Source organism: Providencia sp. PROV201 (assembly GCF_028479545.1).
GTDB classification, from domain to species: domain Bacteria; phylum Pseudomonadota; class Gammaproteobacteria; order Enterobacterales; family Enterobacteriaceae; genus Providencia; species Providencia huaxiensis.
Window position 1 is genome coordinate 395541 of record NZ_JAMPNW010000001.1, and the last position, 26267, is coordinate 421807.

At 38.6% G+C, this 26267-nt stretch carries 22 protein-coding genes; 9 read left to right on the forward strand and 13 right to left on the reverse strand.

What is annotated here, in order from left to right; genetic code table 11:
• Positions 1-23 precede the first annotated feature (23 nt).
• Positions 24-851 (forward strand): envelope biogenesis factor ElyC, encoded by an 828-nt coding sequence (gene elyC, locus PR809_RS01800; RefSeq protein WP_102138486.1) that lies wholly within the window; start codon positions 24-26, stop codon positions 849-851.
• Positions 852-938: 87 nt separating this feature from the next.
• On the opposite strand, the gene kdsB is transcribed toward elyC, so the two are convergent.
• The 13 genes from kdsB to seqA all read right to left on the reverse strand — a co-directional run bounded on the left by kdsB (position 939) and on the right by seqA (position 16275).
• On the reverse strand, positions 939-1685 hold the full coding sequence (gene kdsB, locus PR809_RS01805) for a 3-deoxy-manno-octulosonate cytidylyltransferase (RefSeq protein WP_102138485.1): 747 nt from the start codon (positions 1683-1685) through the stop codon (positions 939-941).
• A 5-nt stretch (positions 1686-1690) separates the two neighbouring features.
• Positions 1691-1870, reverse strand: coding sequence for a Trm112 family protein (locus PR809_RS01810; RefSeq protein ID WP_004256203.1), 180 nt, complete (start codon positions 1868-1870; stop codon positions 1691-1693).
• 139 nt (positions 1871-2009) lie between these two features.
• Positions 2010-2225 (reverse strand): cold-shock protein, encoded by a 216-nt coding sequence (locus PR809_RS01815; RefSeq protein ID WP_102138484.1) that lies wholly within the window; start codon positions 2223-2225, stop codon positions 2010-2012.
• A gap of 400 nt (positions 2226-2625) precedes the next feature.
• Positions 2626-3624 carry a tetraacyldisaccharide 4'-kinase gene (lpxK, locus tag PR809_RS01820; protein ID WP_206276791.1) on the reverse strand — a complete coding sequence of 333 codons (999 nt, stop codon included), beginning with the start codon at positions 3622-3624 and terminating at the stop codon, positions 2626-2628.
• Positions 3621-5366, reverse strand: a complete 1746-nt coding sequence (gene msbA / locus PR809_RS01825) for a lipid A ABC transporter ATP-binding protein/permease MsbA (protein WP_166268065.1) — start codon at positions 5364-5366, stop codon at positions 3621-3623. Before msbA ends, lpxK begins: the two co-directional genes overlap by 4 nt.
• Before the next feature lie 36 nt (positions 5367-5402).
• Positions 5403-7805 carry a DNA internalization-related competence protein ComEC/Rec2 gene (locus PR809_RS01830; RefSeq protein ID WP_241098759.1) on the reverse strand — a complete coding sequence of 801 codons (2403 nt, stop codon included), beginning with the start codon at positions 7803-7805 and terminating at the stop codon, positions 5403-5405.
• 383 nt (positions 7806-8188) lie between these two features.
• Complete coding sequence (gene ihfB / locus PR809_RS01835; protein WP_004256221.1) at positions 8189-8476, reverse strand: integration host factor subunit beta; 288 nt, start codon at positions 8474-8476, stop codon at positions 8189-8191.
• Between the two features lie 56 nt (positions 8477-8532).
• Positions 8533-10206: a 30S ribosomal protein S1 gene (gene rpsA / locus PR809_RS01840; protein ID WP_004909559.1), complete on the reverse strand. Its 1674-nt coding sequence runs from the start codon at positions 10204-10206 to the stop codon at positions 8533-8535.
• Positions 10207-10379: 173 nt separating this feature from the next.
• On the reverse strand, positions 10380-11063 hold the full coding sequence (gene cmk / locus PR809_RS01845; RefSeq protein WP_102138480.1) for a (d)CMP kinase: 684 nt from the start codon (positions 11061-11063) through the stop codon (positions 10380-10382).
• 188 nt (positions 11064-11251) lie between these two features.
• Positions 11252-12529 (reverse strand): 3-phosphoshikimate 1-carboxyvinyltransferase, encoded by a 1278-nt coding sequence (gene aroA, locus PR809_RS01850; protein WP_195698462.1) that lies wholly within the window; start codon positions 12527-12529, stop codon positions 11252-11254.
• Between the two features lie 121 nt (positions 12530-12650).
• Positions 12651-13742, reverse strand: coding sequence for a 3-phosphoserine/phosphohydroxythreonine transaminase (gene serC / locus PR809_RS01855; RefSeq protein ID WP_102138478.1), 1092 nt, complete (start codon positions 13740-13742; stop codon positions 12651-12653).
• A gap of 296 nt (positions 13743-14038) precedes the next feature.
• Complete coding sequence (gene pgm, locus PR809_RS01860) at positions 14039-15673, reverse strand: phosphoglucomutase (alpha-D-glucose-1,6-bisphosphate-dependent) (protein WP_102138477.1); 1635 nt, start codon at positions 15671-15673, stop codon at positions 14039-14041.
• 56 nt (positions 15674-15729) lie between these two features.
• On the reverse strand, positions 15730-16275 hold the full coding sequence (seqA, locus tag PR809_RS01865) for a replication initiation negative regulator SeqA (protein WP_102138476.1): 546 nt from the start codon (positions 16273-16275) through the stop codon (positions 15730-15732).
• A 325-nt stretch (positions 16276-16600) separates the two neighbouring features.
• Here seqA and ybfF point away from each other — a divergent pair, with 325 nt between their 5' ends.
• The 8 genes from ybfF to PR809_RS01905 all read left to right on the forward strand — a co-directional run bounded on the left by ybfF (position 16601) and on the right by PR809_RS01905 (position 26185).
• Positions 16601-17377 (forward strand): esterase, encoded by a 777-nt coding sequence (gene ybfF / locus PR809_RS01870; protein ID WP_166185614.1) that lies wholly within the window; start codon positions 16601-16603, stop codon positions 17375-17377.
• A gap of 242 nt (positions 17378-17619) precedes the next feature.
• Complete coding sequence (locus PR809_RS01875) at positions 17620-19725, forward strand: peptidase domain-containing ABC transporter (RefSeq protein ID WP_206276692.1); 2106 nt, start codon at positions 17620-17622, stop codon at positions 19723-19725.
• The gene (locus PR809_RS01880) at positions 19722-21050 is read left to right on the forward strand and encodes an HlyD family type I secretion periplasmic adaptor subunit (RefSeq protein ID WP_166185618.1); all 1329 of its coding nucleotides are present in this window, start codon (positions 19722-19724) and stop codon (positions 21048-21050) included. Before PR809_RS01875 ends, PR809_RS01880 begins: the two co-directional genes overlap by 4 nt.
• Before the next feature lie 3 nt (positions 21051-21053).
• Positions 21054-23153: a type I secretion system permease/ATPase gene (locus tag PR809_RS01885; protein ID WP_272524431.1), complete on the forward strand. Its 2100-nt coding sequence runs from the start codon at positions 21054-21056 to the stop codon at positions 23151-23153.
• Positions 23154-23322: 169 nt separating this feature from the next.
• A complete protein-coding gene (ybfE, locus tag PR809_RS01890; protein WP_102138471.1) occupies positions 23323-23616 on the forward strand; it encodes a LexA regulated protein in 294 nt (97 codons plus the stop codon).
• 154 nt (positions 23617-23770) lie between these two features.
• Positions 23771-24298, forward strand: coding sequence for a flavodoxin FldA (gene fldA, locus PR809_RS01895; protein WP_004256261.1), 528 nt, complete (start codon positions 23771-23773; stop codon positions 24296-24298).
• Positions 24299-24567: 269 nt separating this feature from the next.
• Positions 24568-25017, forward strand: coding sequence for a ferric iron uptake transcriptional regulator (gene fur, locus PR809_RS01900; RefSeq protein ID WP_004256285.1), 450 nt, complete (start codon positions 24568-24570; stop codon positions 25015-25017).
• Positions 25018-25651: 634 nt separating this feature from the next.
• Positions 25652-26185, forward strand: a complete 534-nt coding sequence (locus PR809_RS01905; protein WP_232368197.1) for a bactofilin family protein — start codon at positions 25652-25654, stop codon at positions 26183-26185.
• Positions 26186-26267: the final 82 nt, after the last annotated feature.

The window sequence follows — 26267 nt, forward strand, 5'->3', positions numbered from 1 at the left end:
ACCCCATAAGAATAGGCTTAGTTATGTTATTTATCTTAAAAAAATATATTGGTTCTCTATTGATGCCATTACCATTATTGCTCATCGTCGGGTTTATTGGGCTGCTTTTGCTCTGGTTCACACGCTGGCAGCGTTGTGGGAAGACGTTGACTACTCTAAGTTTAGTTTTCATAACCTTGTTGGGATTACAGCCTATTTCAGATACTTTGCTTGCCCCTGCAGAAAAGCAATTTAATAAACGCTATGAACTGATTACTGAAACACCTCCTCAAGATGTACGTTACATTGTTGTGCTAGGAGGTGGCTTTACATATAACCCGGATTGGAGCCCAAGCTCTAATCTATTGAATAATAGCTTACCTAGAGTGACTGAAGGTGTTCGCCTTTATCTTAAACACCCTGGTAGTAAACTTATTTTCACTGGCGGTAAAGCGAGTAGCACCATCAGCAGTGCCGAAGTTGCCGCACAAGTTGCGCAATCCTTGGGTGTCCCAGCACAAGATACTATCCCCCTCACTGAACCCAAAGATACACAAGAGGAAGCTTATGAAGTTGAAAAAATTATTGGGAAATCACCTTTTTTATTAGTAACTTCTGCTAATCACCTGCCTCGAGCGATGACCATGTTTACTCAACGAGGAATGACCCCTTTCCCTGCACCCGCAAATCAGTTGGTTATCACGAGTGAAATTAATCCATGGGAGAAATACATTCCTTCCTCATATTATTTTGGTCATAGTGAACGTGCTTGGTATGAATTTCTTGGTACCATTTGGTGGCATTTAAAACCCAATAATACACAAGCGTTAGAAGAACAGCTTGCCACGCCTGAAGCTATTGCTGCTGAATAACAACAAAAAAGGTGTAACCTATTGAGATTACACCTTTCGTTTAGCTAAATCGTATATTGGCCATTTTGGCTATTAAGAAAATACTGACTACTGAATAAATTGCTTTCTAACGAGTTCAAGATCTTCAGGGGTATCAACACCAGCGCCTGGCGTGGTTTTCGCAACATCCACATGAATTTTTTCTCCGTACCAAAGCACCCTAAGTTGCTCTAGCATTTCGATTTTTTCTAATGGACTCGCTTCCCACTTAATATAACGACGAATAAACCCTGCGCGATAAGCATATATACCAATATGGCGTAAAAAGGTATCACCTATTGTGTCTTGGCTTTTCGCAAAGTTGTCTCTATCCCAAGGAATCGTTGCCCGAGAAAAATACAGTGCATAACCTTCGTGGTCAGTAACAACCTTGACTGCATTTGGATTAAACGCTTCATGAGCATCATTAATGGGCACAGCCAGTGTCCCCATTTCAGCTTTGCTCCCCTGAAGGTTATGAGCCACTTGGCTTATAATCTCAGGTGGAATTAAAGGTTCATCACCTTGCACATTTACGATAATTTCATTGTCAGAAAAAGCGTATGTATCAATAACTTCAGCCAACCTTTCTGTTCCAGACTGATGATTTGGGTCTGTCATACAGGCTTCACCGCCTGCTTCAATCACCGCTTTAGCAACATCAGAGTGATCTGTCGCAACTATCACCCGGCTAGCCCCCGACTTAATAGCTTGCTCCATCACTCGAACAACCATTGGCTTGCCATGGATATCAGCCAAAGGTTTACCGGGTAGACGTGTTGATGCATAACGAGCAGGAATAATAACCGTAAACATGATGATTACTGGCCTTCATCTAATGAAACAGGGCGGGCTTCATTTTCTAGCAATACAGGGATGCCATCACGAATGGGATAGGCTAGATGATCAAACTTACAAATAAGTTCGAGGTTTTCTTTGTTATAACTTAATTTGCCGTGGCATACAGGACAGGCAACGATTTCAAGTAAACGGTGATCCATGTTTTCTCCTGAATGGATTTTAACTCACTTGGAGTCAGGATATCACATGCAGATATCACCGTTAACTTTAATCTTCCTGAATAAGATCTCCTGCGTGAGATGAGAGGATAAAAGCAGGAGAAATTGTTCTGTTTATTATTTAATAAGCAATAACGTCAGCTGCCGTTATGCCATTCGAATTACGAGTAACAGAGAACTCAACGTTTTGACCTTCGAATAATGATTTGATTTTTTTATTAGCAATTGACTTTGTTGTCACAAATACATCATCACCACCATTGAATGGGGAAATAAAACCGTAACCTTCTTTTGCATCAAACCATTTAACTCGACCCATATGTAATTGAAAATTCATATTAAAACTCCTTTTGTTCTGAGAACAATATTTTTTATCTTTGTATCATTACTCTTTCTTGCTTCCCATTTATAAACTGCTGATCTATTAATATATCAAAGAGTAATTAAACTTTACCAATTCATGCGCACAAATCATTGTGCATATTTTATAACGCTCATGTATGTAAATTTCAGACACCGCAAATCTACTGCGAAGTTAACAGTCTATTTTGACATTATGATGACAAAACACGATGACAGCGACTTTACAATATAGATTATGCGAGGATATGAAGACTAACTAAAGAACGGAGCGTAAAATTTAAGCTAGTATAAAATCCAATTATTAATGTATTGCATCTAGATACATAATAAGTGGATCTATATCACATTGGCGATATTATTATCACAGAGGAACGTTATAGACAAGTTTTTTTGTTATTTGTGATAAGTTTTTTTATTCCGCTTAAGATTTTTTCAGCGTCAGGAGCTTGTAAATGCGCTTGGACTGGAAGGAACCACCAATTGGGTTGTGCAAAAGCACGGCACTTTACAGCATCTTTTTCGGTCATCAATAAGTTTTGCTCATTTTTAACTAACCGTGAAAGCTGTTTTAATTCATATGACTGGTGATCAGCAAAAGCATGGGTACTAATGACCTCGACCCCTTTATTTTCTAATGAGGCAAAAAAACGAGGAGGATGACCAATACCTGCCATTGCGATAACTGCAGGCAATTGTGTAACCGCTCGTTTTTCACCACTAACAAGGTTACAAGCAACATCGCCTTCAAGGGCCATTAAAGCCTCATTTTTTTGAGCTTCACCACCGTTAACAATGACAGCGTTAACACTCTTCAAACGCCCAGCTCTTTCGCGCATAGGCCCTGCGGGTAACCACCACCCATTACCAAAACGACGTTGACCATCAATTACGACTATTTCGTAGTCACGTTGCAATGCATAGTGTTGCAACCCATCATCAGTAATAATTACATCTAGTGGAAACTTTTCTAGTAAGGCTTTAACTGCATCACTGCGCTTGGGTGCAACGGCTACAGGGGATTTAGTACGATGAAAAATTAATACAGGTTCATCCCCTGCAACTTCAGTTGTGGTCGTTTCATCGAGTATCAACGGGTACTTTTCAGCTTTACCGCCATACCCTCGAGAAACAACCCCCACGCGGTAGCCTTCTTTGGTGAGTGATTCCACCAACCAGATAACAACAGGGGTTTTACCATTCCCCCCCGCTGTCAGGTTTCCCACCACTACCACTGGAATTGGCGCTTTCCATGAACGTTTCAGCCCGATTTTATAAACTATATCCCTAATTACCGTTACCAATCCATAAAGGAAAGACAACGGCAGTAATAAAAGATACAGCCATGATTTACCAGACCAAATACGTTCTATCATTGTTTAAACTGAATACTATGTAACTGTGAATATGCGCCATCTTGAGCTAATAGCGATTTATGGTCACCACGCTCAATGATCCGGCCATCTTGTACAACTAATATTTCATCCGCATTTTCTATCGTCGATAACCGATGAGCAATGACCAAGGATGTTCTATTTTTCTGTAACTCATCAAGAGCCGCTTGAATAGCACGCTCAGACTCTGTATCTAGTGCAGATGTTGCCTCATCAAGAATAAGAATTGGGGCGTCGCGTAGCAGCGCTCGAGCAATCGCTATTCTTTGACGTTGTCCGCCAGAAAGCATCACACCATTTTCGCCAATAACTGTATCTAGGCCTTTCTCAAGTTTAACAATGAAATCCATTGCATAGGCCATTTCTGCTGCTTTCTCTATTTGTTCGCGGCTGTAGCTACCGTCTGTTGCATAAGCAATATTATTCGCTATCGTATCGTTAAATAAATAAACATGTTGAGAAACTAACGCGACTTGGCTACGTAATGAGGATAATGTGTATTCACGGATATCATGACCATCAATTTGAATAGAGCCTTCATCAATGTCATAAAAACGTGTAATCAAATTTGCAATAGTGGACTTACCTGAGCCTGATCGCCCAACTAGAGCAACTGATTTCCCTGCAGGCAAAATAAACGATACATCATCTAACGCAGGATGTTCTTTGGTTGCATAGGTAAAGGTGACATGTTCAAATTTAATATCCCCTTTAACCTCTTTAAGTACTTTAGTTCCGTTATCTTTTTCTTGTTCCGAATCTAAGATTGCAAATAACGTTTGGCAAGCCGCCATACCACGTTGGAATTGTGAGTTAACGTTAGTTAATGATTTTAATGGACGCATCAAGGCAAACATTGATGAGAAAACAACTGCAATTGTTCCTGATGTTAATTCATCGCGAATTTCGGGAAAGCTCGCAGCATAAAGAACAAATGCTAATGCAAATGATGCAATTAACTGAACAATAGGGTCTGAGATTGCTGAAGCGGTTACCATTTTCATATTTTGACGGCGCATGTTGTTACTGACTTTATTAAAACGTTCAGTTTCAACTTTCTGACCACCAAAAATTAACACTTCTTTATGACCCTTAAGCATCTGTTCAGCACTTGCCGTCACATGCCCCATACCCGTTTGCATGTTTTTACTAATCTTACGAAAACGCTTAGAAACGATACGAATAGTGACTGATACAACAGGGGCGATCACGATTAAAATAAGAGAAAGCTGCCAGCTATAATAGAACATCATCGCAAATAACCCGATGATATAAGCACTTTCACGAATAATTGTAATTAATGCCCCAGAAGAAGAAGATGCAACTTGTTCTGAATCATAAGTAATTCTAGATAACAGTGTTCCTGTGGATTGTTGGTCAAAAAAACTAACGGGCATTCCCATCATATGGCCAAACAGTTTACGTCGCATGTTCATCACGACTTTACCTGCAACCCATGAAACACAATAGGTTGAAACAAAGCTAGACCCACCACGAACAACCATTAACCCTAACACCGCAAGCGGAAGCCATTTTAAAACGTCATTATCTGCTTTATCAAAGCCTTCATCCAATAAAGGTTTTAATAAAGAAATCATAAATGCGTCACCCGCTGCGTTTATGATAAGTGCTATTGCTGCAACGATTAAACCCGCTTTAAAAGGCGCAATTATCGGCCACAAGCGACGAAAAGTTTGTTTTGTCGAAAGGTCTTTATCATTCATACTTTTAATTACCAGACTTAATGTAAGCGCACTATTCTACTCGGGAAATAGCGGTAAGCCAAACCACAGATGATACCAGCGGGGCTGAATTTCATAGCGATAACGCGAAGCTTGGACATTTCCCCTTTTAAACCATATAGTTAACTGACCATCTTCTGCTGTATTTAACCACTTAATATTACTATTTTTATATCTAAAATAGACTTTTGGCGACGGAATTTTCCATGCACTGTACCTTGCAGATGAGACGACTACCATTGAAGGTTGAACATTTCTTAACAATAAATCAGTTGATGAAGTGCTGCTTCCATGATGAGGGGCGAAAAGAAGATTCGAACGTAACCGGTTCTTGTACATTGCGACAAGTGATTTTTCCCCTTGTTTTTCGATATCTCCTGTTAATAAAATTTTATGAAACCCATCCGTCAATTGAATGACACAAGAATCATCATTATGCGATATTGGTGCTAACTTTTCAGGCCATAATACTTCAAAAGTTAATATTCCCCACTGCCATTTTTGACCTTTAAAACAGGGAAGGTGCTTCATCTTTCTTATATTATTAATATTATTACTTTTTTTCTTGTATGCCAAAGTATCCTGTGGCCCAAAACTACTTCTTACACTTAACCATGGGTATTGTTGAATTAAATAATTCACTCCCCCTGTATGGTCTAAATGATTATGGCTTAAAATTAAGCCAATAGGGGTTATATCATGATATTTAAGAAAAGGAACAATTTGACGCTGTGCATTACTCCCTTCTTTCCAAGTATTTCCAGTATCATAGAGAAATGCCAAGTCATTTTGCTCTATCACAACAGCTAAACCGTGCCCGATATCTAATACCGTCATTTTCCAGCCTTCTTTGAGTTGTTTACCACTTCCCCTTTCTAGAAAGATTGAGATAACCACACACCCAATAAGCCCAAAGTAACGTTTGTACCACTTAAATAAGATGACAATGATGCTTAGCCAACATATTAAGAATAAATAATAAGGTACATTAATGAACTCTGACCAAAAAGTACTGAAATAAGGTAATGGCTTTAACCCTAAATCTATCACCCTATCTATCGCATATAGAAAAGAGCGCTGAACTACCTCTATTGGCACTAAAAATACGATCAAAATAGCAGGGACAACACACCAAGAAATTAACGGAACAAACCAAATATTGGCCACTAACCCCATTATGTTAATACCATTAAATATAATAAGTTGCATTGGAATTAGTAAGATGAGCAAGCCTATTTGCAAATGTGCTAACCCTATAATTTTACCTTTTATCCCTCTAGCTAAATGGTAGGCTAATGGAAATATTGATAACCAATAGAGGATGGCTAGTACAGCGAAGCTAGATAACCAAAAACTATCTGACAAAATAGCCAATGGGTCAAATAGTAATATTCCCGCTATGCTCCAAAGCGCCCATTGCCAAGCAAAATGCCTTGCAGGCTTATTTCTAATATATACCCATAATAGTAAGGCAAACAGTGCCCGTGTTGCAGGGATAGCAAACCCCGAGATCCATGCATAAAAAATAGCTAGCACCATACCTATTACTACTGGAAGTATTTCACTAATATATTTTATTGGTAAAAAATATTGAATTCCTCGAGCAATAAGAAAACCAAACAAGTAGGCTAAACCAATATGTAAACCCGAGATAGCCATTAAATGTGTCAAACCTGTTTTCTGCAGTAAATAGGTTTGATCTGTAGGCAGTAAATTTCTATCGCCAAACATTAACCCATAAATAATTCCTTTATTAGATAATGAGCTAATTAGCTCCATATAGTTATAAATAATTTTTTGCCTTACAGAACACGCCATTTCTAATGGTTCTATTTTTTGGCTTTTCACCCCCCCTATAACCCTATTAGCTAAATAATAACGTTGTAGATTAAACCCGCCTTCATTTAGTGAACTGTGCAATGGCTTTATTTTGCCATTGATCCGCCAAGACTGCCCTGCGCAAACAGTTTTCTTTGTTTTCCATGTAGCATATAACGGAGGAAAAACAATGCGATTGTTAATTTTATCAATACGTACTTTGATTTTTTGCTCTTTGCTATTCAAAGGAATACCAACAATAACCACATCAATATCGTTATTTTTTTTAGATAGATAATTAATATGATTAATGATGTTAATTCCATGCCAATTAGCCCATAGAAAAAACATAATAATTAGTGCTAAAAACTTGCATGATTTACCAAATATAAAGAATATTATTAATACCGATACAAACAAAGAAACAAATAATAATTCACTCAGCATTAAAATTTTAGGTATAAATAAAAGTGGTAATGTACCTAAAATCAAAGCAATAGAAGCCATTGTCATCGAAACAGACAATTTCCCATTAAAGATTAAATTACATTTTTTGATTGAATTATTTAGCCATCTTATTATGTAGATGATATTTTTTATCAACTTTTGTATCCCTACATAGCGTTTATTTGCTTTAGTTTATTTATTCCTATGAATTTTTTAAGTCTCTTTGTTTTATTTTTCGTAGCGCTTCCCAATATGTTTTTTACTGATAAAAATATACATATTAGTTTGCGAGTAGCTTCGCAAGACACGTATATATCTCTAAAGCTGCTTTTGGATTTATTTTATTATTTTTATAGGCTTTAAAAGTATAGAAGCGGTGTTGGTGTTGGTGTTGGTGTTGGTGTTGGTGTTGGTGTTGGTGTTGGTGTTGGTGTTGGTGTTGGTGTTGGTGTTGGTGTTGGTGTTAGCTAGATATAAAAAACAGTGCCGTATAAAATACAAGCACTGTTTTGATGTAATAATTAAGATCTACAGCCTGATTATTGGCCGTAAATATTTACACGATCACGTAATTCTTTACCTGGTTTAAAATGAGGAACATATTTACCTTCTAGTTCCACTTTATCACCAGTTTTTGGGTTACGGCCAACGCGTGGAGCACGGTAGTGAAGAGAAAAACTGCCGAAACCACGGACTTCAATACGCTCACCGTTAGCTAACGTATCCGCCATATGCTCAAGAATTTCCTTTACAGCTTCCTCAACGGTTTTTGCTGAAAGATGAGACTGCTGGCTAGCCAGTCTTTCAATTAATTCAGACTTGGTCATAGTACCTCCCTAAACTACCGTTACAAAGGGGCAACGCTACTGTTGCCCCCACTTAATTATTCGCCTTTAGCTGCTTTGAAAGCTTCAGCCATAGCATTGTTGCCGAATGCTGTATCTTCTTGTTTGTTCACAGCTGCGACAGCGTCTTTCTCATCAGCTTCGTCTTTAGCGCGAACAGACAGGTTGATTACACGGTTTTTACGATCAACACCAGTGTATTTAGCTTCAACATCATCACCAACGTTCAGAACCAGTGTTGCATCTTCAACACGGTCACGTGAAGCTTCTGATGCACGCAGGTAACCTTCAACGCCCAGTGTCAGCTCAACAGTTGCACCTTTAGCATCAACTGCGATTACTTTACCAGTTACGATTGCGCCTTTCTTAGTTGCTGCTAAATAGTTATTGAATGGATCTTCAGCTAACTGTTTAACACCTAAAGAAATACGCTCACGCTCTGCGTCGACTTGCAGAACAACAGCTGCGATTTCATCACCTTTTTTGTATTCACGAACTGCTTCTTCGCCTGCAACGTTCCAGGAGATGTCAGACAGGTGAACCAGGCCATCGATGCCGCCGTCCAGACCGATGAAGATACCGAAGTCAGTGATAGACTTGATTTTACCTTCAACGCGGTCGCCTTTGTTGTGAGTTTCTGCAAATTGCTGCCATGGGTTAGATTTGCACTGTTTCAGGCCCAGAGAGATACGACGACGTTCTTCATCGATATCCAGAACCATAACTTCAACAACATCACCAACGTTAACAACTTTAGATGGGTGGATGTTTTTGTTAGTCCAATCCATTTCTGAAACGTGAACTAAACCTTCAACGCCTTCTTCGATTTCTACGAAGCAGCCGTAGTCAGTCAGGTTAGTAACGCGACCAGTCAGTTTAGTACCTTCTGGGTAACGTTTAGCGATTGCGACCCAAGGATCTTCGCCCAGTTGTTTCAGACCCAGAGAAACACGAGTGCGCTCACGGTCGAATTTCAGAACTTTAACATTGATTTCATCACCAACGTTGACGATTTCGCTTGGGTGTTTAACACGTTTCCAAGCCATGTCAGTGATATGCAGCAGGCCGTCAACACCGCCCAGATCAACGAATGCACCGTAGTCAGTAAGGTTCTTAACGATACCTTTAACTTCCATGCCTTCTTGCAGATTTTCCAGCAGTTGATCGCGCTCAGCGCTGCTTTCAGATTCAATTACAGCACGACGAGAAACAACAACGTTGTTGCGTTTCTGATCCAGCTTGATTACTTTGAACTCAAGCTCTTTGCCTTCCAAGTGAGTAGTATCACGAACTGGACGTACATCAACCAGTGAACCTGGTAAGAACGCACGAATACCGTTCAGCTCAACAGTGAAACCACCTTTAACTTTACCGTTGATAACACCAGTTACAGTTTCAGCTTCTTCGTAAGCTTTTTCCAGCATCAGCCATGCTTCATGACGTTTAGCTTTCTCACGAGACAGGATAGTTTCACCGAAACCATCTTCTACTGCATCCAGAGCTACATCGATTTCGTCGCCAACTTGGATTTCTAGCTCACCCTGAGCATTTTTGAACTGTTCTACTGGGATAGCAGATTCTGATTTAAGACCTGCGTCAACAAGGACTACGTCTTTATCGATGGCAACAACAGTACCACGGACGATAGAACCAGGACGAGTTTCAATATTCTGCAGGGATTCTTCAAAGAGTTGAGCAAAAGATTCAGTCATATTAATGATCTTCAAGAGTTTTAAATTAACGTCCACTTAGCTTCCCGCCAAATGGGGTTGTTTCACATACCCCACAACATTCCATGTCGCAAGGTTGATGCTATGCTAATAATATAATCACATAGCGGTAACTGCGTATATTATCTAATTATAAGCTAAAATAAAGCCTATTATCACGATAATTGTAGAATTTTTTTTGCATAGGTGTGTGCTTTTTCAATAACTTCCTCAATAGACATACTTGTGGAATCCAGCACTAATGCGTCTTTCGCGGCAATAAGAGGTGCAACAGAGCGATTACGATCACGAAAATCTCGCTCTTCAATTTCGCTTAAAAGACGTTCAAAATTAACATCAAAACCTTTTTCTTGCAACTGCTTCATCCGCCGATGAGCACGTTCTTCAGCTGACGCATCAAGAAAAATTTTTACTGGAGCATCGGGGAAAACCACCGTTCCCATATCACGGCCATCGGCAATAAGTCCAGGTAGCGTTCTAAATGCACGTTGACGTCGAAGTAAGGCTTCACGTACGCGAGGAAAAGTTGCTGTTTGGGATGCTGTATTCCCTACTGTTTCGGTTCTAATTTGATTCGAAACATCTTCCCCTTCCAGAATGACTTTCAGTACATTATCTTCAGGAACAAATTTCACATCTAAATTTGCAGCCAAAGGAACTAACGCATCTTCGGATTGGATATCAACATGGTGATGTAACGCAGCTAACGCTAATACACGATAAATTGCGCCAGAGTCTAAAAGCTGCCATCCAAATTCGTTTGCTAATGCTTGGCAAAGTGTACCTTTACCTGCTCCGCTTGGTCCATCAACGGTGATTACAGGGGCTATCGCCACCATATAAAAATCTCCTTTTCTGCAAATAGCCTAGCTACCCGCAATTAAAATCTGTGAAGGTATTATACCAATTCAGTAGATTTGTGAAATAAGCAGGTTCTGATGATTGCTAAAAAATAAGAGAAAATTGATGTTTGGATCGTAAAAATCAGGTTGATATCAAAGAAAATAATATCAACCCAACCAATAGATTAATGACTTAAACGTGCCAACTGTTCGAAGTAATCAGGAAAAGTTTTTGCAGTGCAGCCGGGATCCAAAATTGTTACTGGCGTATCTGATAATGCAACTAACGAAAAACACATTGCAATACGATGGTCGTTATAAGTTTCAATTTCAGCATGCTGTAATTTTTTCGGTGGAACGACACGAATATAATCATGTCCTTCTTCCACTTCAGCGCCAACTTTTCGTAACTCTGTCGCCATCGCATATAACCGGTCAGTCTCTTTTACTCGCCAGTTATAAATATTACGAATAACCGTTTCGCCTTCAGCAAACAGAGCAACCGTTCCAATAGTCATTGCAGCATCAGGGATCGCATTCATGTCCATATCAATACCTGTCAACGTTCCGCGTTCACACTCAACGTAGTCATCACCCCAACGAATAGTCGCGCCCATTTTTTCTAATACGTTGGCAAATTTAGTATCCCCTTGCAAACTATTACGCCCAATTCCTGTTACACGCACTACGCCTCCCTTAATGGCAGCCGCAGCGAGGAAATAAGACGCTGATGAAGCATCACCTTCTACTAAATATTCACCTGGTGATTGGTATTGTTGCTGCCCTTTGATAACGAAATGTTCATATTGATGATTTTCGACATTAACACCAAATGTTTTCATTAATGCTAACGTGATATCAATATAAGGTTTAGAGACTAGCTCGCCAATAATTGTAATTGTTGTATCTTGCTCTGCACGCGGAGCCGCCATTAACAATGCAGTTAAAAACTGGCTGGAAACAGACCCATCGACTGAAATTTGACCACCGATAAAACCACCTTTCAATCGTAGTGGCGGGTAGTTTTCCTGCTCTAAATATTCAATTTCTGCGCCACCTTCCCTTAATGCATCGACCAAATGCCCAATTGGGCGCTCTTTCATGCGAGGCTCACCCGTTAAAATAATATTATTGTGACTTAGTGATAATGCAGCAGCCAGTGGGCGCATTGCCGTTCCGGCATTGCCTAAAAATATCTCTAGAGCATTTGGATGAGATAAGTTTCCGCCTAAACCTTCCACACGACAACGTGTTTTATCTTCCGATAGTTGGTAGCTAACGCCTAACTGGGTTAATGCATTCAGCATATGGCGAATATCATCACTGTCCAATAAGTTAGTGAGTGTGGTCGTTCCTTTAGCCATCGCTGCTAATAATAGTGCGCGGTTTGAGACACTTTTTGACCCTGGCAAATTAATTGTGCCGTTAATTGAAGAGATAGGTTGTAATGTCAGGGATTGCATAAAAAGCAGTTTCTCCAGTGAAGTTTTGCAAGTAAATAAAATCTGGCTCTATTTTCTTTTAAGTCAAATGTAAAGAGCACAAATAACCGACTGAACATCCTATTTCAGTCGGCAAATCTCATTATTGAGCGTTATGACGTTCGAAATCAGCCATAAAATCAACCAAAGCCTGTACACCCGCTAATGGCATCGCATTATAGATTGACGCACGCATACCACCAGCCACTTTATGGCCTTTTAGAGAAAGTAAGCCTTGCTCTTTGGCTCCATCAATAAATTTCGCATCAAGAGCCGGGTTTTGCATTTGGAACGGTACATTCATCCAAGAACGGTTTTCAACCGCAACACGGTTAATGTAGAACTGGCTATCATCAATTGCATTGTAGAGTAATTGTGATTTTTCATAATTACGCTTAGCCATTTCTTGCAAACCACCTTGTTCTTTTAACCATTTGAAGACCATCCCCGCAAGATACCAAGCAAAGGTCGGTGGGGTATTAAACATTGAATCGTGTTTTGCCAATACCGTGTAATCAAATACAGATGGAGTCTGAGGCGAAGCTTTACCGAGCAGGTCTTCTCGGATAATAACGATAGTTAATCCAGCTGGCCCAATATTTTTTTGAGCTCCCGCATAAATGACACCATAACGACTTACATCAATCGGTTTAGATAAGATAGAAGAGGAATAGTCGGCAACAATAATTTTATCTTCAGGGAAGTCAGGTTCTTCATGAATAGCTAAGCCACCAATGGTTTCATTTGGGCAATAGTGGACATAAGCGGCATCATCACTTAATGGCCATTCTTTCATGGGTTTTAAACTCACAACACCGTCTTTTTCTTCAGTAATTTGAATTACATTAGGTGTGCAGTATTTTTCAGCTTCTTTTGCTGCTGACTCTGACCAATAGCCACTCACAATATAATCAGCGGTCGTTTTATCACCTAATAAATTCATCGGTAACGTAGCAAAATGGGCTCGAGCCCCACCGTGACAAAATAAAACTTTATAGTTATCAGGGATGTTTAACAGATCACGTAAATTTTGTTCTGCTTCTGTTGCCACTTCGATAAAGTCTTTTCCGCGATGGCTAACTTCCATAACAGAAACGCCTAACCCCTTCCAATTACAAAACTCTTGTTCAGCACGACGCATGACTTCAACAGGTAGCATAGCTGGGCCTGCACTGAAATTATAAACCTGACTCATTGACCTCACCCTATCCATCTTCAATTATGGTTAATAAAATTCACTCAGATACTTAAAGTTGTACCACTCCAAGCCTTTAGCTGCAACGGTTATTGTCGGCAAGCCCAAAAATGAAAGGGGGGTTATTTTTTGATAATGGAAAAAAGAATTTTGTTAATCTTGTCACACTCTCGACAAGCACAATTTTATGGAGAAATTAACAATAAATAAGCGATAATATCCCGAATTACATCATTGCGCTGTGTTTCGGGATATTCATTGAAATGTCTTTTATAAAAAATTAAAAAATTAAAAAATTAGCGAATAACTTTGCTTACGATCTCAATCGCTTCTTTTTCTATTTGGCGTAAATGCTCTTCTCCGCGGAAGCTTTCACAATAAATTTTATACGCTTCTTCCGTGCCTGATGGTCTTGCTGCGAACCAGCCATAATCAGTCATGATTTTTAAACCGCCAATTGGTGCATTATTACCAGGGGCAGCAGTTAAACGCTGTGTAATTTTATCTCCAGCCAATGTATCTGCTGCAACCATTTCCGGTGATAATTTACTTAGCTTCGCTTTTTCCTCGTGAGTCGCTTTCGCTTGAATACGGTTGTAAATCGGTGCGCCAAATTTCTTAGCAAGGTTATTATAACGTTGCTGCGGGTTTTCACCGGTAACCGCCGTAATTTCTGCAGCGAGTAAGCAAAGAATGATACCGTCTTTGTCTGTTGACCAAGGTGTGCCATCGAATTTCAAAAATGATGCCCCAGCACTTTCCTCACCGCCAAAACCTAGCTGGCCGCTGAATAACCCATCAACAAACCATTTGAACCCTACTGGTACTTCAACTAATTCACGCCCTATATCGTTAACAACACGGTCAATCATCGCACTTGAGACAAGGGTTTTCCCTACCGCAACATTTTTTCCCCACTGAGGGCGGTGTTGGAATAGGTAGTCGATTGCCACAGCAAGATAGTGATTTGGGTTCATTAAACCATCGGGGGTGACAATGCCATGACGGTCATAGTCAGGGTCATTAGCGAAAGCTAAATCAAATTTTTCTTTCATCCCAAGCAAACCCGCCATTGCCCAACTTGATGAGCAGTCCATACGGATGACACCATCATGGTCTAAAGGCATAAAACGGAATGTTTGGTCTAATTGGTCATTTACGATTTCAATATCTAATTGATAATATTCAGCAATTTTTTTCCAGTACTCAATACCAGAGCCGCCTAGAGGGTCAACGCCAATTTTTAAACCAGACTTAGCAATTGCTTGCATATCAACAACTTCACCTAATGCAGAGACATAAGGCATAACCAAATCTTTCTGAATGACGTACTCACTCGCCATCGCACTATCAAAGTTGGTTCTTTTAATTCCTTCAAGGTTATTGGCTAGCAATTGGTTAGCATTTTTCTCAATGACAGACGTTAAATCGGTATCTGCCGGCCCACCATTCGCAGGATTATATTTAATACCGCCATCTTCAGGTGGGTTATGTGATGGTGTAATAACAATACCATCCGCAACATCTTGATGTGATTGGTTATAACTTAAAATGGCATGAGAGACAGCAGGCGTTGGGGTAAATCCATTATTTTCCTGAACAATAACATGAACTTGATTTGCCGCTAAGACTTCAACCACAGTGATAAATGCCGCTTCTGATAACGCATGGGTGTCTTTCCCCACAAAACAAGGGCCTGTTACGCCTTGCTTTTTGCGTAAATCAGCTATCGCTTGTGCAATAGCTAATATGTGGTTTTCATTAAAGTTTTTACGCAATGAGCTACCACGATGCCCTGATGTTCCAAACTTAACAGCTTGAGATGCATTTCCAGGTTGTGGTTGCTGCGTATAATATTGAGCGGTTAATTGAGCGACATTGATCAAGTCACTTTGAAACGGAAGCTGCCCTGCACGTTCATGTATTGTCACTTGTTTTCTCCCAAAGCACTGATGCTTTGTTATCAACATCAGTGGCCTTTCAGTTTTTAAATAGTATTACAAACTTTTTCAATCACATTGGTTGGAAATTGCATTTCCTGCATAATCGCATCAACCATACTACGTTTACGATTCGTATTCGTATTTGTGATCACCCAATACGGTGTCCCAGGAATATGGCGAGGCTTAGATTGTTTACCGGCTGCAAGTAATGTTTGCTCATCGCCAGCAAAATAAATACGAGTTCGACCATGCATTAACTCTGTTGCACTCGCAAAACGATTCGCATCTAAACTATATAAAGTAGATAAAATCAACATAAAGCGGTCAATCGCTTTATTTTTTTCTGCATAAGCGTCAGATAACAGGAGCTCTCTAATGACCCTAACAGGATTTAATGCAACAGCAGGTATACTCGTCGCAGGTTCAGCCTTAATAACAGCATGTTCCTGACTCATTTCTTTTGCTTGTACTGGCTGCCCGGATTTGAAATTTAACATACGGCGCAAAATATCCGATGCACTTTCACCGATATGCTGTGTATGGCTCGCAATATAGCGGTAAAGCTCTTCATCAACGTCTATTGTTTTCATTTTTTCCCAGTACTTATTTAACTAAAATTTGCGGTGTGATTATAAGACAGATTTAAAAAAAACAAAACAATTAAAATTTCAATAACTTAAAGTAAACATTATTCTAAGTTCGAAGATAATTCAGTAGGTTATCATGCCATTACTTTCAGTATTTTACCTCCGTAGCCAAATTCAATTTTCTGAAATTTACTGGCGATGATCCTCTTAGTTATCGCCTCATTAACTTACCTCAACCAAGATTGCAGTTTATTTGACCATTTGGATTTTACTCAGAGCCGTGACATGATAAGACCACATGTACCGCTGACGAATTGATCAAACAAATATGACTGTATTACTTAACCATACTATTCATAAACCTGAAAATCCAATCTCAAATAGCCCAGTAGTACTCATCCATGGGCTATTTGGTGACCTCAACAACTTAGGTGTTTTAGGGCGTAATTTACAACAATATTTCGATACGATTCAAATTGATGTTCGTAATCATGGTGACTCATTTCGTGATGAGCAAATGAGTTACCAGCAAATGGCTCAAGATGTTATTACATTAGTAAAATCTTTAGGTTACGAAAATGCTATTTTAATTGGCCACTCAATGGGGGGGAAAATTGCCATGGCAGCAACCGCAATAGCCCCTAATTTTATTGATAGCATCGTTGCGATTGATATGGCGCCCGTCGCTTACCAAGTCCGTCGTCATGATAAAATATTTGCAGCTCTTGATGCGGCCACAGCAAAAAATGCGAAAACTCGCCAAGAAGCTACCGTGATTATGCATGATTACATTAATGAGGATGGCGTAATCCAATTTCTGCTTAAGTCGTTTAAACAAGGTGAGTGGAAATTTAATTTACCCGCTCTCAAAGCTAATTATGAAAGTATTATTGGTTGGGAAACAGTACCTGCTTGGGACAAACCCGTGTTGTTAATCCCCGGAGGAAACTCCCCCTATGTGCAAGCTGAATATAAAGAACAAATCGCACAACAATTTCCGCAAGCCAAAGCGTGGGTTGTCGCTGATACAGGGCACTGGGTTCATGCAGAAAAACCAGACCATGTTTTAAGAGCTATCCATCGTTTTTTATCTATCCCCGAATAATTAATTACATTTAAATATAGATATTGAAAAGACATATAACTTTTCAATATCTTTAAATATATTTGTAGTTAAATATAATTTCTTTATTAACTACATAATAAGACTAACTTCAATACACAGCGAATTACAAACCCTGTATTATCCAAATTCCACCCTATTTTATTGTTATCTACTGTATATTTTATTAATGCACAATTTAATTTTAAAATTAAAATAACTTAAGGAATTTATTAATATAGAAAATGGATAGTCTCAAATTAGAATCGACATTATACTTTATTAGTGTTATTGCTAAGTTGTCAGGGGGAATAAACCCTAAAGAACTAGAACAAACACTCAATAAACCTATTGGTTACAATGAAAAACTTAACATTATTAAATCAAAGTACTCCATTCGCTGTAGGAATAAACATCAGAAAAATAAAAATCTAACTAAAATAGTTTGCCCTGCTATTTTATATAATGTCAAAGGAGAAGCCTTTCTATTAGCTAACCGCAACCAAGAGCAAGTGCTCGTTCAGCAATTTGGAAATACCCCTCCAGAAATATGGAGTATTGAAGAACTGAATCAACAATGGAGTGGCCATTGGTTACAGGTAAGCCTTAAACAGGGGCAATTTGACATCACTTGGTTCCAAGTTGAATTTATGAAATATAAATCCATTATTTTGTGGGTTCTATTCTTTTCATTTATATTGCAAATCCTCGCATTAGTATCCCCTATAGTTATGCAAGTTATTATGGATAAGGTGCTCGTTCACAATAGCTTAGTCACCTTGGATGTTTTAATTTTTGGGTTAATGATAGCAGCACTAATAGAAGTGACGCTAAAAGGGTTACGTGAGTACATTTATCATCATACAGTTAACCGTATTGATATGACACTTGGCTTAAAACTGGTTAATCATTTACTTAGACTACCTATTCCCTTTTTTAAAAGTAGGCAAATAGGCGCAATTGTCACCCGAGTGAAAGAGCTCGAAACTATTCGTGAATTTTTAACCAGTAGTTTTTTCACTCTATGTGTAGATGTATTATTTTTATTTGTATTTATTTTTGTGATGAATTTAATCTCCGCAACACTCACAATAATATTTCTGTGTTCTATTCCATTTTATCTTTTATTAGCTTGGTGGTTAACGCCTAAAATTGAATCCGCAGCACAACAACAGTTTACCAACATCGCCATCAATACCTCTTTTTTGACTGAAAGTATTAATGGAATCGAAACCGCGAAAAGCTTATCCGTAGAACCAAATTTTACTCGTCGCTGGGACGGTCAAACCTCTGATATGAGCCAAACTAACTTTGTATCAGGGCAAATAAGCTCGCGTTCTGAACATTTGGTGATGGCTATTGAAAAAATCACCAGTGCGATTGTTTTGTGGGTTGGTGCCTCTGAAGTTTTAGCATTGCAAATGACGATTGGCCAGCTTATTGCCTTTCACATGATGGTTAGCCACGCTAATCAGCCTCTCATCAAACTCACTAAACTATGGGGGGACTACATTCGAACCCGTGTCGCTATCGAAAAACTCTCCCAAATTATCAACTTACCTATCGAACAATCTCAGCAAGAAAATAAATTGCCCCTTCAAGGGCATTTAAATTTAAAAAATATCTCGTTCCGTTACCAACCAAACATGCCGTTTGTTCTAAAAAACTTTAATTTAAATATTAAAGCGGGAGAAACCATTGGCATTGTCGGTACGTCCGGGTCAGGTAAAAGTACCCTTGCTAAATTGTTACTACGGCTCTATACCCCAGAGAGTGGCGCCATTTTTGTGGATAACACGCCCATATCCGCGATTAACTTACACTCCCTTCGTCAACAAATTGGCATTGTGCTGCAAGAGAATTTTTTATTCAGCCAATCCGTTTTTCACAATATCGCTCAAACCTCACCGGATGCTTCCATGGAGGAAGTCGTTCATGCGGCCAAAATGGCAGGAGCACACGATTTTATTTTGAAATTACCCAAAGGTTACGACACCGTTCTTGCCGAGGGAGGAACATCCCTTTCTGGCGGTCAACGCCAGCGCATTGCTATTGCTCGAACACTACTCTCTAACCCTAAAGTGATTATTTTTGATGAGGCAACTAGCGCGTTAGATGACGAGTCCCAAGCCGTTATTCAAGAAAATATGCATATTATTGCAAAAGGAAGAACCATCATCACAATTGCTCATCGCTTATCAACCATTCGCCATCACCAGCGGATCATTGTGATGCAAAATGGGGAAATCATTGAGCAAGGTAGCCACCAGCAACTTATTGAACAAGGTGATTTTTATAAACACTTGTGGACTCTACAGCAGTCTCTGAAATCAGACATGGACGTAAAATGAAACATCGATTAGATAAAAACCGTTATAACAGCTTTTTGCCTTCACACTTGGCAATATTAAAGACACCACCGTCTTATTTGGCTCTATATGTCGCTATTTCTATTGGTATAGGCGTTTTTCTTGCCGTGACTTGGTCATTTTTTGGCAAATTGGATATTCAAGCAACGACTCAGGGGAAACTGATTGTTTCGGGACGAACACAGTTAATTCAAGCGTTTGAATTAAGCCGTTTAGAACATATTCATGTTACTGATGGGCAAGTAGTAAAACAAGGGGATCCTTTAATTACTGTCAATGTGCTCGGCGTTGACCAAGATATCCTAAGTTTAAATTATCAACATAACTTCCATGTATCTGAAATACTAATTTATCAATCATTGATTTCACAACAGCCCCTTGAACAATTACCTTTATTTAGTCAATTAACTGAAACAGAACAGAACAATACGCGGGCTAGCTTTCAAACACAAAAAATAGAATTTGATTCATTAATTAATGAACTTAACAATGAAATTCAATTAAATATTGTTAATCAACAAGCTAGAAAAGATGAATTACTAACCATCAACTCCCTCATTGTGAACATCAAAAAGCGCCTTGATGCACACCATTCGTTAACAGAAAAGCAGTTAATCAGCCAGAAAGAGTTTTTAGAACAAGAGCGGGAACTATTAATCGCTAAAAAAGAAAAAGTCACCAAATTATCTGAGTTATCAATTCTAAAAAGCCAGCATCACGCCTTAAATGAAAAGATGGGCAGAATGAAAGCACAAAAAAACCAAGAGTGGGATGAAAAATACAAACAAGCCGACTTTAAGCGAGTTTCTCTTGAACAAGAATTATTAAAAAATAAAGAGAGGAATCAATTAGAGATTATACGAGCTCCCGTTGATGGCACTATTCAGCAGCTTGCTACACATACTTTAGGGGCTGTGCTACAACCGGCACAGCAGTTAATGGCGGTAGTTCCTAATAATCATGTTCAATTAGCTGAAATTAAAATCTTGAACAAAGATATTGGGTTCATCCATGAAGGGTTGAGAGCAGAAGTGAAAATAGATGCTTTCCCTTACACTCGTTATGGCACGGTTGAAGGTGAAGTGATTTCCATATCTCGTGACAGTACTCTCGATGAAAACCTTGGATTAGTATTCTTAGGACAAATCGGTCTTAATCAAAAAGAACTACTCGTCGATGGTGAGTCCATTGAACTGACTCCTGGTTTATCCATTGTAGCTGAAATAAAAACGGATAAACGTCGCATTATTGATTACTTGCTCAGCCCTATCAATGAATACACCTCAAACGCGATGAGAGAGAAATAATCGATGGAACAATTAAATAATTATGGCTTGGATGCTTTAGTTTGGGTGGCTAAATATTACCAAAACAATGTTTCATCTGATCAACTCAGGCATGCAATTGGTATGCAAACTTTATCCCCTACTGAGTGGGAAATTAGAGAATGCGCACATACATTAGGGTATGAAACCGAGCTTATTACCGCGCAATATACACAATTAAGCACGCTGCCTTTACCTGCTTTAATCTATGTAGCGGGTTTTTGGCAAGTTATTAGCCAAGAAAATGAACTGGTACTCATAAACCCCTCCAATGACGAGCGGGAACCCATTCATAGCTCGACTGTACTTCCAGAAACTGAATTTGACGTATTACTCATTAAAGAACAATTAGAGCCCGAGCAAAAAAAAGCCTTTGGCTTTAGTTGGTTTATTCCCTCTATTTTGCGCCAACACGTTAAATTACGAAATATTTTTATTCTCTCTGCTATTATTCAGCTTTTTGCCTTAATTAGCCCTTTATTATTTCAAAATTTAATCGACAAAGTGTTAGTTGGACGCAGTCTCTCAAATTTGCATGTCATTGCATTGGCAATTTTTGCCATTGCTGTTGCAGAGCCGATATATGGCTTTATTCGTAATAAAATTTTTAGTCATAGTAGCAGCCAGATCAGCGCTGAATTATCAGGCAAAATTTATCGCCATTTAATGGCCTTACCTCTAAATTATTTTAAGCTAAGACCAACCGGTAAAATTATCGCAAGGATCCGTGAATTAGCCCATATAAGGCAATTCTTAACGGGTTCAACTCTGATGCTATTTATAGACTTTATCTTTGTCATTCTTTTTGTCGCGGTTTTATTTTCCTACAGTAGTTTGATGACTTGGATTTTATTAGGCTCGATGGGAGTATTCTTTGTTTTATGGATGATCCTAGGCCCAATTATTCGCCAGCAAACTGAAAAATCCTATCAAGCCGATGAAAATGGTCTCACATTTCTTACTGAAAGTATTACTGGGATTGAAACCATAAAAACGACAGCAACAGAAAAGTACTTTAACCAACGCTGGAAAAAAATATTTAGTAAACAGCTAACTCAAAGCTTTAAAGTTTCAATGCGCAGTGAGGTGGCCTCTCAATTAATGACATTCGTGAGCAAAATAACTACCGCAATCCTTTTGTGGGTTGGTGTCAAAGAGGTGCTAAATGGTGGGATTTCGCCTGGCGAATTAGTGGCATTTAATATGCTAAGTGCGCATGTTACACAGCCTGTGTTGCGGTTTGCCCAAGTTTGGCAAGATTTCCAACACACCATCATTTCATTACGTCGAGTGGGAGATATTCTTGATGAGCCCGTAGAAAATGAACGTAAGGGGATTGCAAATACGTCAAATATTCACGGAAAAATCGAGTTTCAAAATATTCGCTTTCGTTATCAACCTGATACGCCCGAAGTTCTCAATAATTTGTCATTAACGGTTAATGCAGGTGAATTTATTGGCATTACCGGCCCCTCAGGTTCCGGGAAAAGTACCCTAACAAAATTATTACAACGACTTTATGTCCCACAGCACGGGCAAGTTATTGTTGATGGTATGGATCTCGCGGTTGCAGATACCGTTTCATTACGCCGAAAAATGAGCGTCGTATTACAAGAAAGTACCCTATTCGTCGGCTCTATCGCTGATAACATTCGATTAAGTCATCCACAAGCGACTGATGAACAAGTTATTCACGCAGCAAAATTGGCTGGTGCTTATGACTTTATAATGTCATTACCTGATAATTTTAGTTACCCCTTATCAGAAAAAGGCTTAAACCTTTCAGGCGGTCAACGCCAACGAATCGCACTTGCGCGTGCTTTGCTCACCGAACCCGATATTTTAATTCTCGATGAAGCTACTTCCGCACTCGATTACGAGTCAGAAGCCGCCATAATGGAAAATATGCCATTAATTACTCAAGGAAGAACCGTTATTAGTATTGCACATCGGTTAAATACGATTATGCACGCAGATAGGATATGTGTAATTTGCCAAGGAGAAGTACACGAAATGAATTCACATGAAAACTTACTCAAATCAAATGGCTTATACGCCAATTTATGGTACCAACAAACACAATAACGCGTATAAAAAAGCATCACGCCTATAACAAGTGGTGCTTTTTTACTAAAAGTGCTCACTTTACAACCAATTAAACCAAATCATCATAGATGAAGCTATAGCACAAGGGAATTAGCTAGGGTATCATGGCGCGCTGAATTACTGGCACACCCTTTTAGCAGTTATAAACATGGCAAAAGAACAAACAGATCGAACTACGCTAGATTTGTTCGCTGAGGAACGAAGGCCTGGGCGACCTAAAACAAGCCCGCTATCACGGGATGAACAATTAAGGATCAACAAACGCAACCAACTGAAACGAGATAAAGTGAAGGGATTGCGCAGGGTTGAATTGAAGCTGAACGAAGAAGCTGTCGCGGTATTGAATCAGTTAGCTGAAGATAAAAATATAAGCCGTAGTGAATTGATCGAAGAAATTTTAATGTCACAACTTGAGCATGTCGATACATCAATACTCAAATAACGTTATCTTGATAAATCACACAAATTTGACAGACTTAGCAACATTTTTTCGCCAGAATAAGGCGTAATATTCTATCTATTTTCGTTCTAAATGGGCTCTAGAAGGCAAATTATCGCCTCTAGCTCTCTTAGAAAAACAAGAGGTTAATCACTTTATGGCAGTCATAGGCATTTTCTTCGGAAGTGACACAGGTAACACAGAAAATATTGCCAAAATGATCCAAGAAAGATTAGGCAAAGATGTAGCAGAAGTTCACGATATCGCAAAATGTAGCAAAGAAGATATTGAAGCTTTTGACATTCTACTTCTCGGTATTCCAACTTGGTATTATGGTGAAGCCCAATGTGATTGGGATGATTTCTTCCCTACTCTCGAAGAAATTGATTTCGAAGGTAAACTTGTCGCCTTATTTGGTTGTGGAGACCAAGAAGACTACGCTGAATATTTCTGTGATGCTATGGGTACGATCCGCGATATTATCGAACCTCGTGGTGCTGTTATTGTTGGCCATTGGCCAACAGAAGGTTATCACTTTGAAGTATCCAAAGGCATGGCAGATGACAACCACTTTATTGGTTTAGCTATTGATGAAGATCGTCAACCTGAGCTAACAGATGAACGTGTTGATGCATGGGTAAAACAAATCTCTGAAGAAATGTCTTTAGCTGAAATTTTAGGCTAATAGTACATATAAAGAACCCTTACCCATAGATTGCACCACTGTTTTGCACAAAATGAATCACCTAAACCAGTGGTGTGAACTAAAATAACCGATAAGGTATCCTAATAGGATAGGTTCTCAAGAGATTATCAAAATAATGAGACAATGCATGGTTTCTATTTTTATTTTCCATGCCTATAATTGTAAATCAGTTTAGAAGACAACTGTATTGATGTTAAAAATGTCTCATTATTGTTAAATTTATGATTTAAGATACAGGACAAACCCGCATGACAGACAACAATAAAGCATTGAAAAATGCTGGACTCAAAGTCACTCTTCCAAGATTAAAAATTTTGGAAGTACTTCAAGAGCCTGAGTGCCACCACGTCAGTGCGGAAGATCTCTATAAAAAGCTGATCGATATGGGTGAAGAGATCGGGTTAGCAACCGTATACCGCGTGTTAAACCAATTTGATGATGCTGGTATCGTAACCCGTCACAACTTCGAGGGTGGTAAATCTGTATTCGAGTTAACTCAGCAACATCACCATGACCATTTAATCTGTTTAGATTGTGGAAAAGTGATTGAGTTTACTGACGAATCCATTGAAACTCGCCAAAAAAATATCGCTGCTCGCCATGGCATTAAACTATCTAACCATAGTTTATATCTATATGGTCATTGCGCAGACGGTGATTGCCGTGATAATGCTGACGCACACGAAGCAAAAGAGTAATAGTATTCAACCATCGTTGATAAAGCGTAATGGTTAAAAATACCAAAACCCTGATAATAAACTTTATCAGGGTTTTTTATTTTAAGTATCGATATTTTTTCAATCGATTAGTGATAATTTCTGGTGAATAACTTAAATTTAACTATTTATCACTAAAATTTTTAGTTAGTAAAAATTTCCCCTAGAAACTATAATAGTTGCAATTCAAATCAAAACCTTTATATTATTTCACCGATGAATATATTCTATTATCTAGAATTACACTTACATATCAAAGTAGTATATAAATAATATTATAGATGATTTCTAGTGTTTCATACTATATAAAATTATTTTATTACCTTACTATAATTTTAACTCTAGATTAGAGAGTTAATGATTCAAATGTAGCCATAACGTTAACGTACAATTTAAATGTGTAATTACATTTATTGACTAAACTTATTGAGTACTTTAGTAATTTGTAAGAGATTAACTGATGAAAAAAACATATCTTTTTCTCAATACAAGTTTTTTCTTCTGGTTTCTTACTTTAATAGGGTGGTTTTTTAGCTATTTAACTATCGCCTTATTTTCGTTTGCATTATCAATACTGTTCTTGATCGTATACTTCAATCAAAAAAAGGTAAGTAAAATGTTCACCAAAAGACAAAACAAGCCCGCACCTACAGCAACGCCCCCTTCGATAAGTAGTGAGCCTGAAGTGACCATAAAGATAGAAGAACAAGTCACACTATCAACTCCAACTATTAGTGAAGAAAAATCGAATACGATTATCTCTAGGGACGTTATTTTTGAAGGAAATATTACCTCTAATGAGCAAGTGCATATCTACGGAAAAGTCATTGGGAATATAACTGGAAAAGATAATATGGTTAAAGTTATGTTAAACGGCCAAGTGACAGGAAATATCACCTGCAAAGAACTGGTGGTAAATGGGCGAATTGAAGGTGAATGCCACTCTGATACTATTTGTATTGAAAATAATGGAGAAATCCACGGCACGATCCATTACAGCAGTTTATCAATTAAAAAAGGTGGGATTTTATCTGGTCAAGCACAAGTTAAAAACCCAGCTCATCATTCAGAAAAAGTTACCGTATTAAAAGATAAACTAAAACAAGATACTTTCATACTCAATGAAAGTGTAAATAATGCATCTTTATAATTACAATAAAAATAAGGTGAAAATACTCACCTTATTTTTAAGCTTTAATATAGGCATTTATCCTTACGCTAATATCTCATTT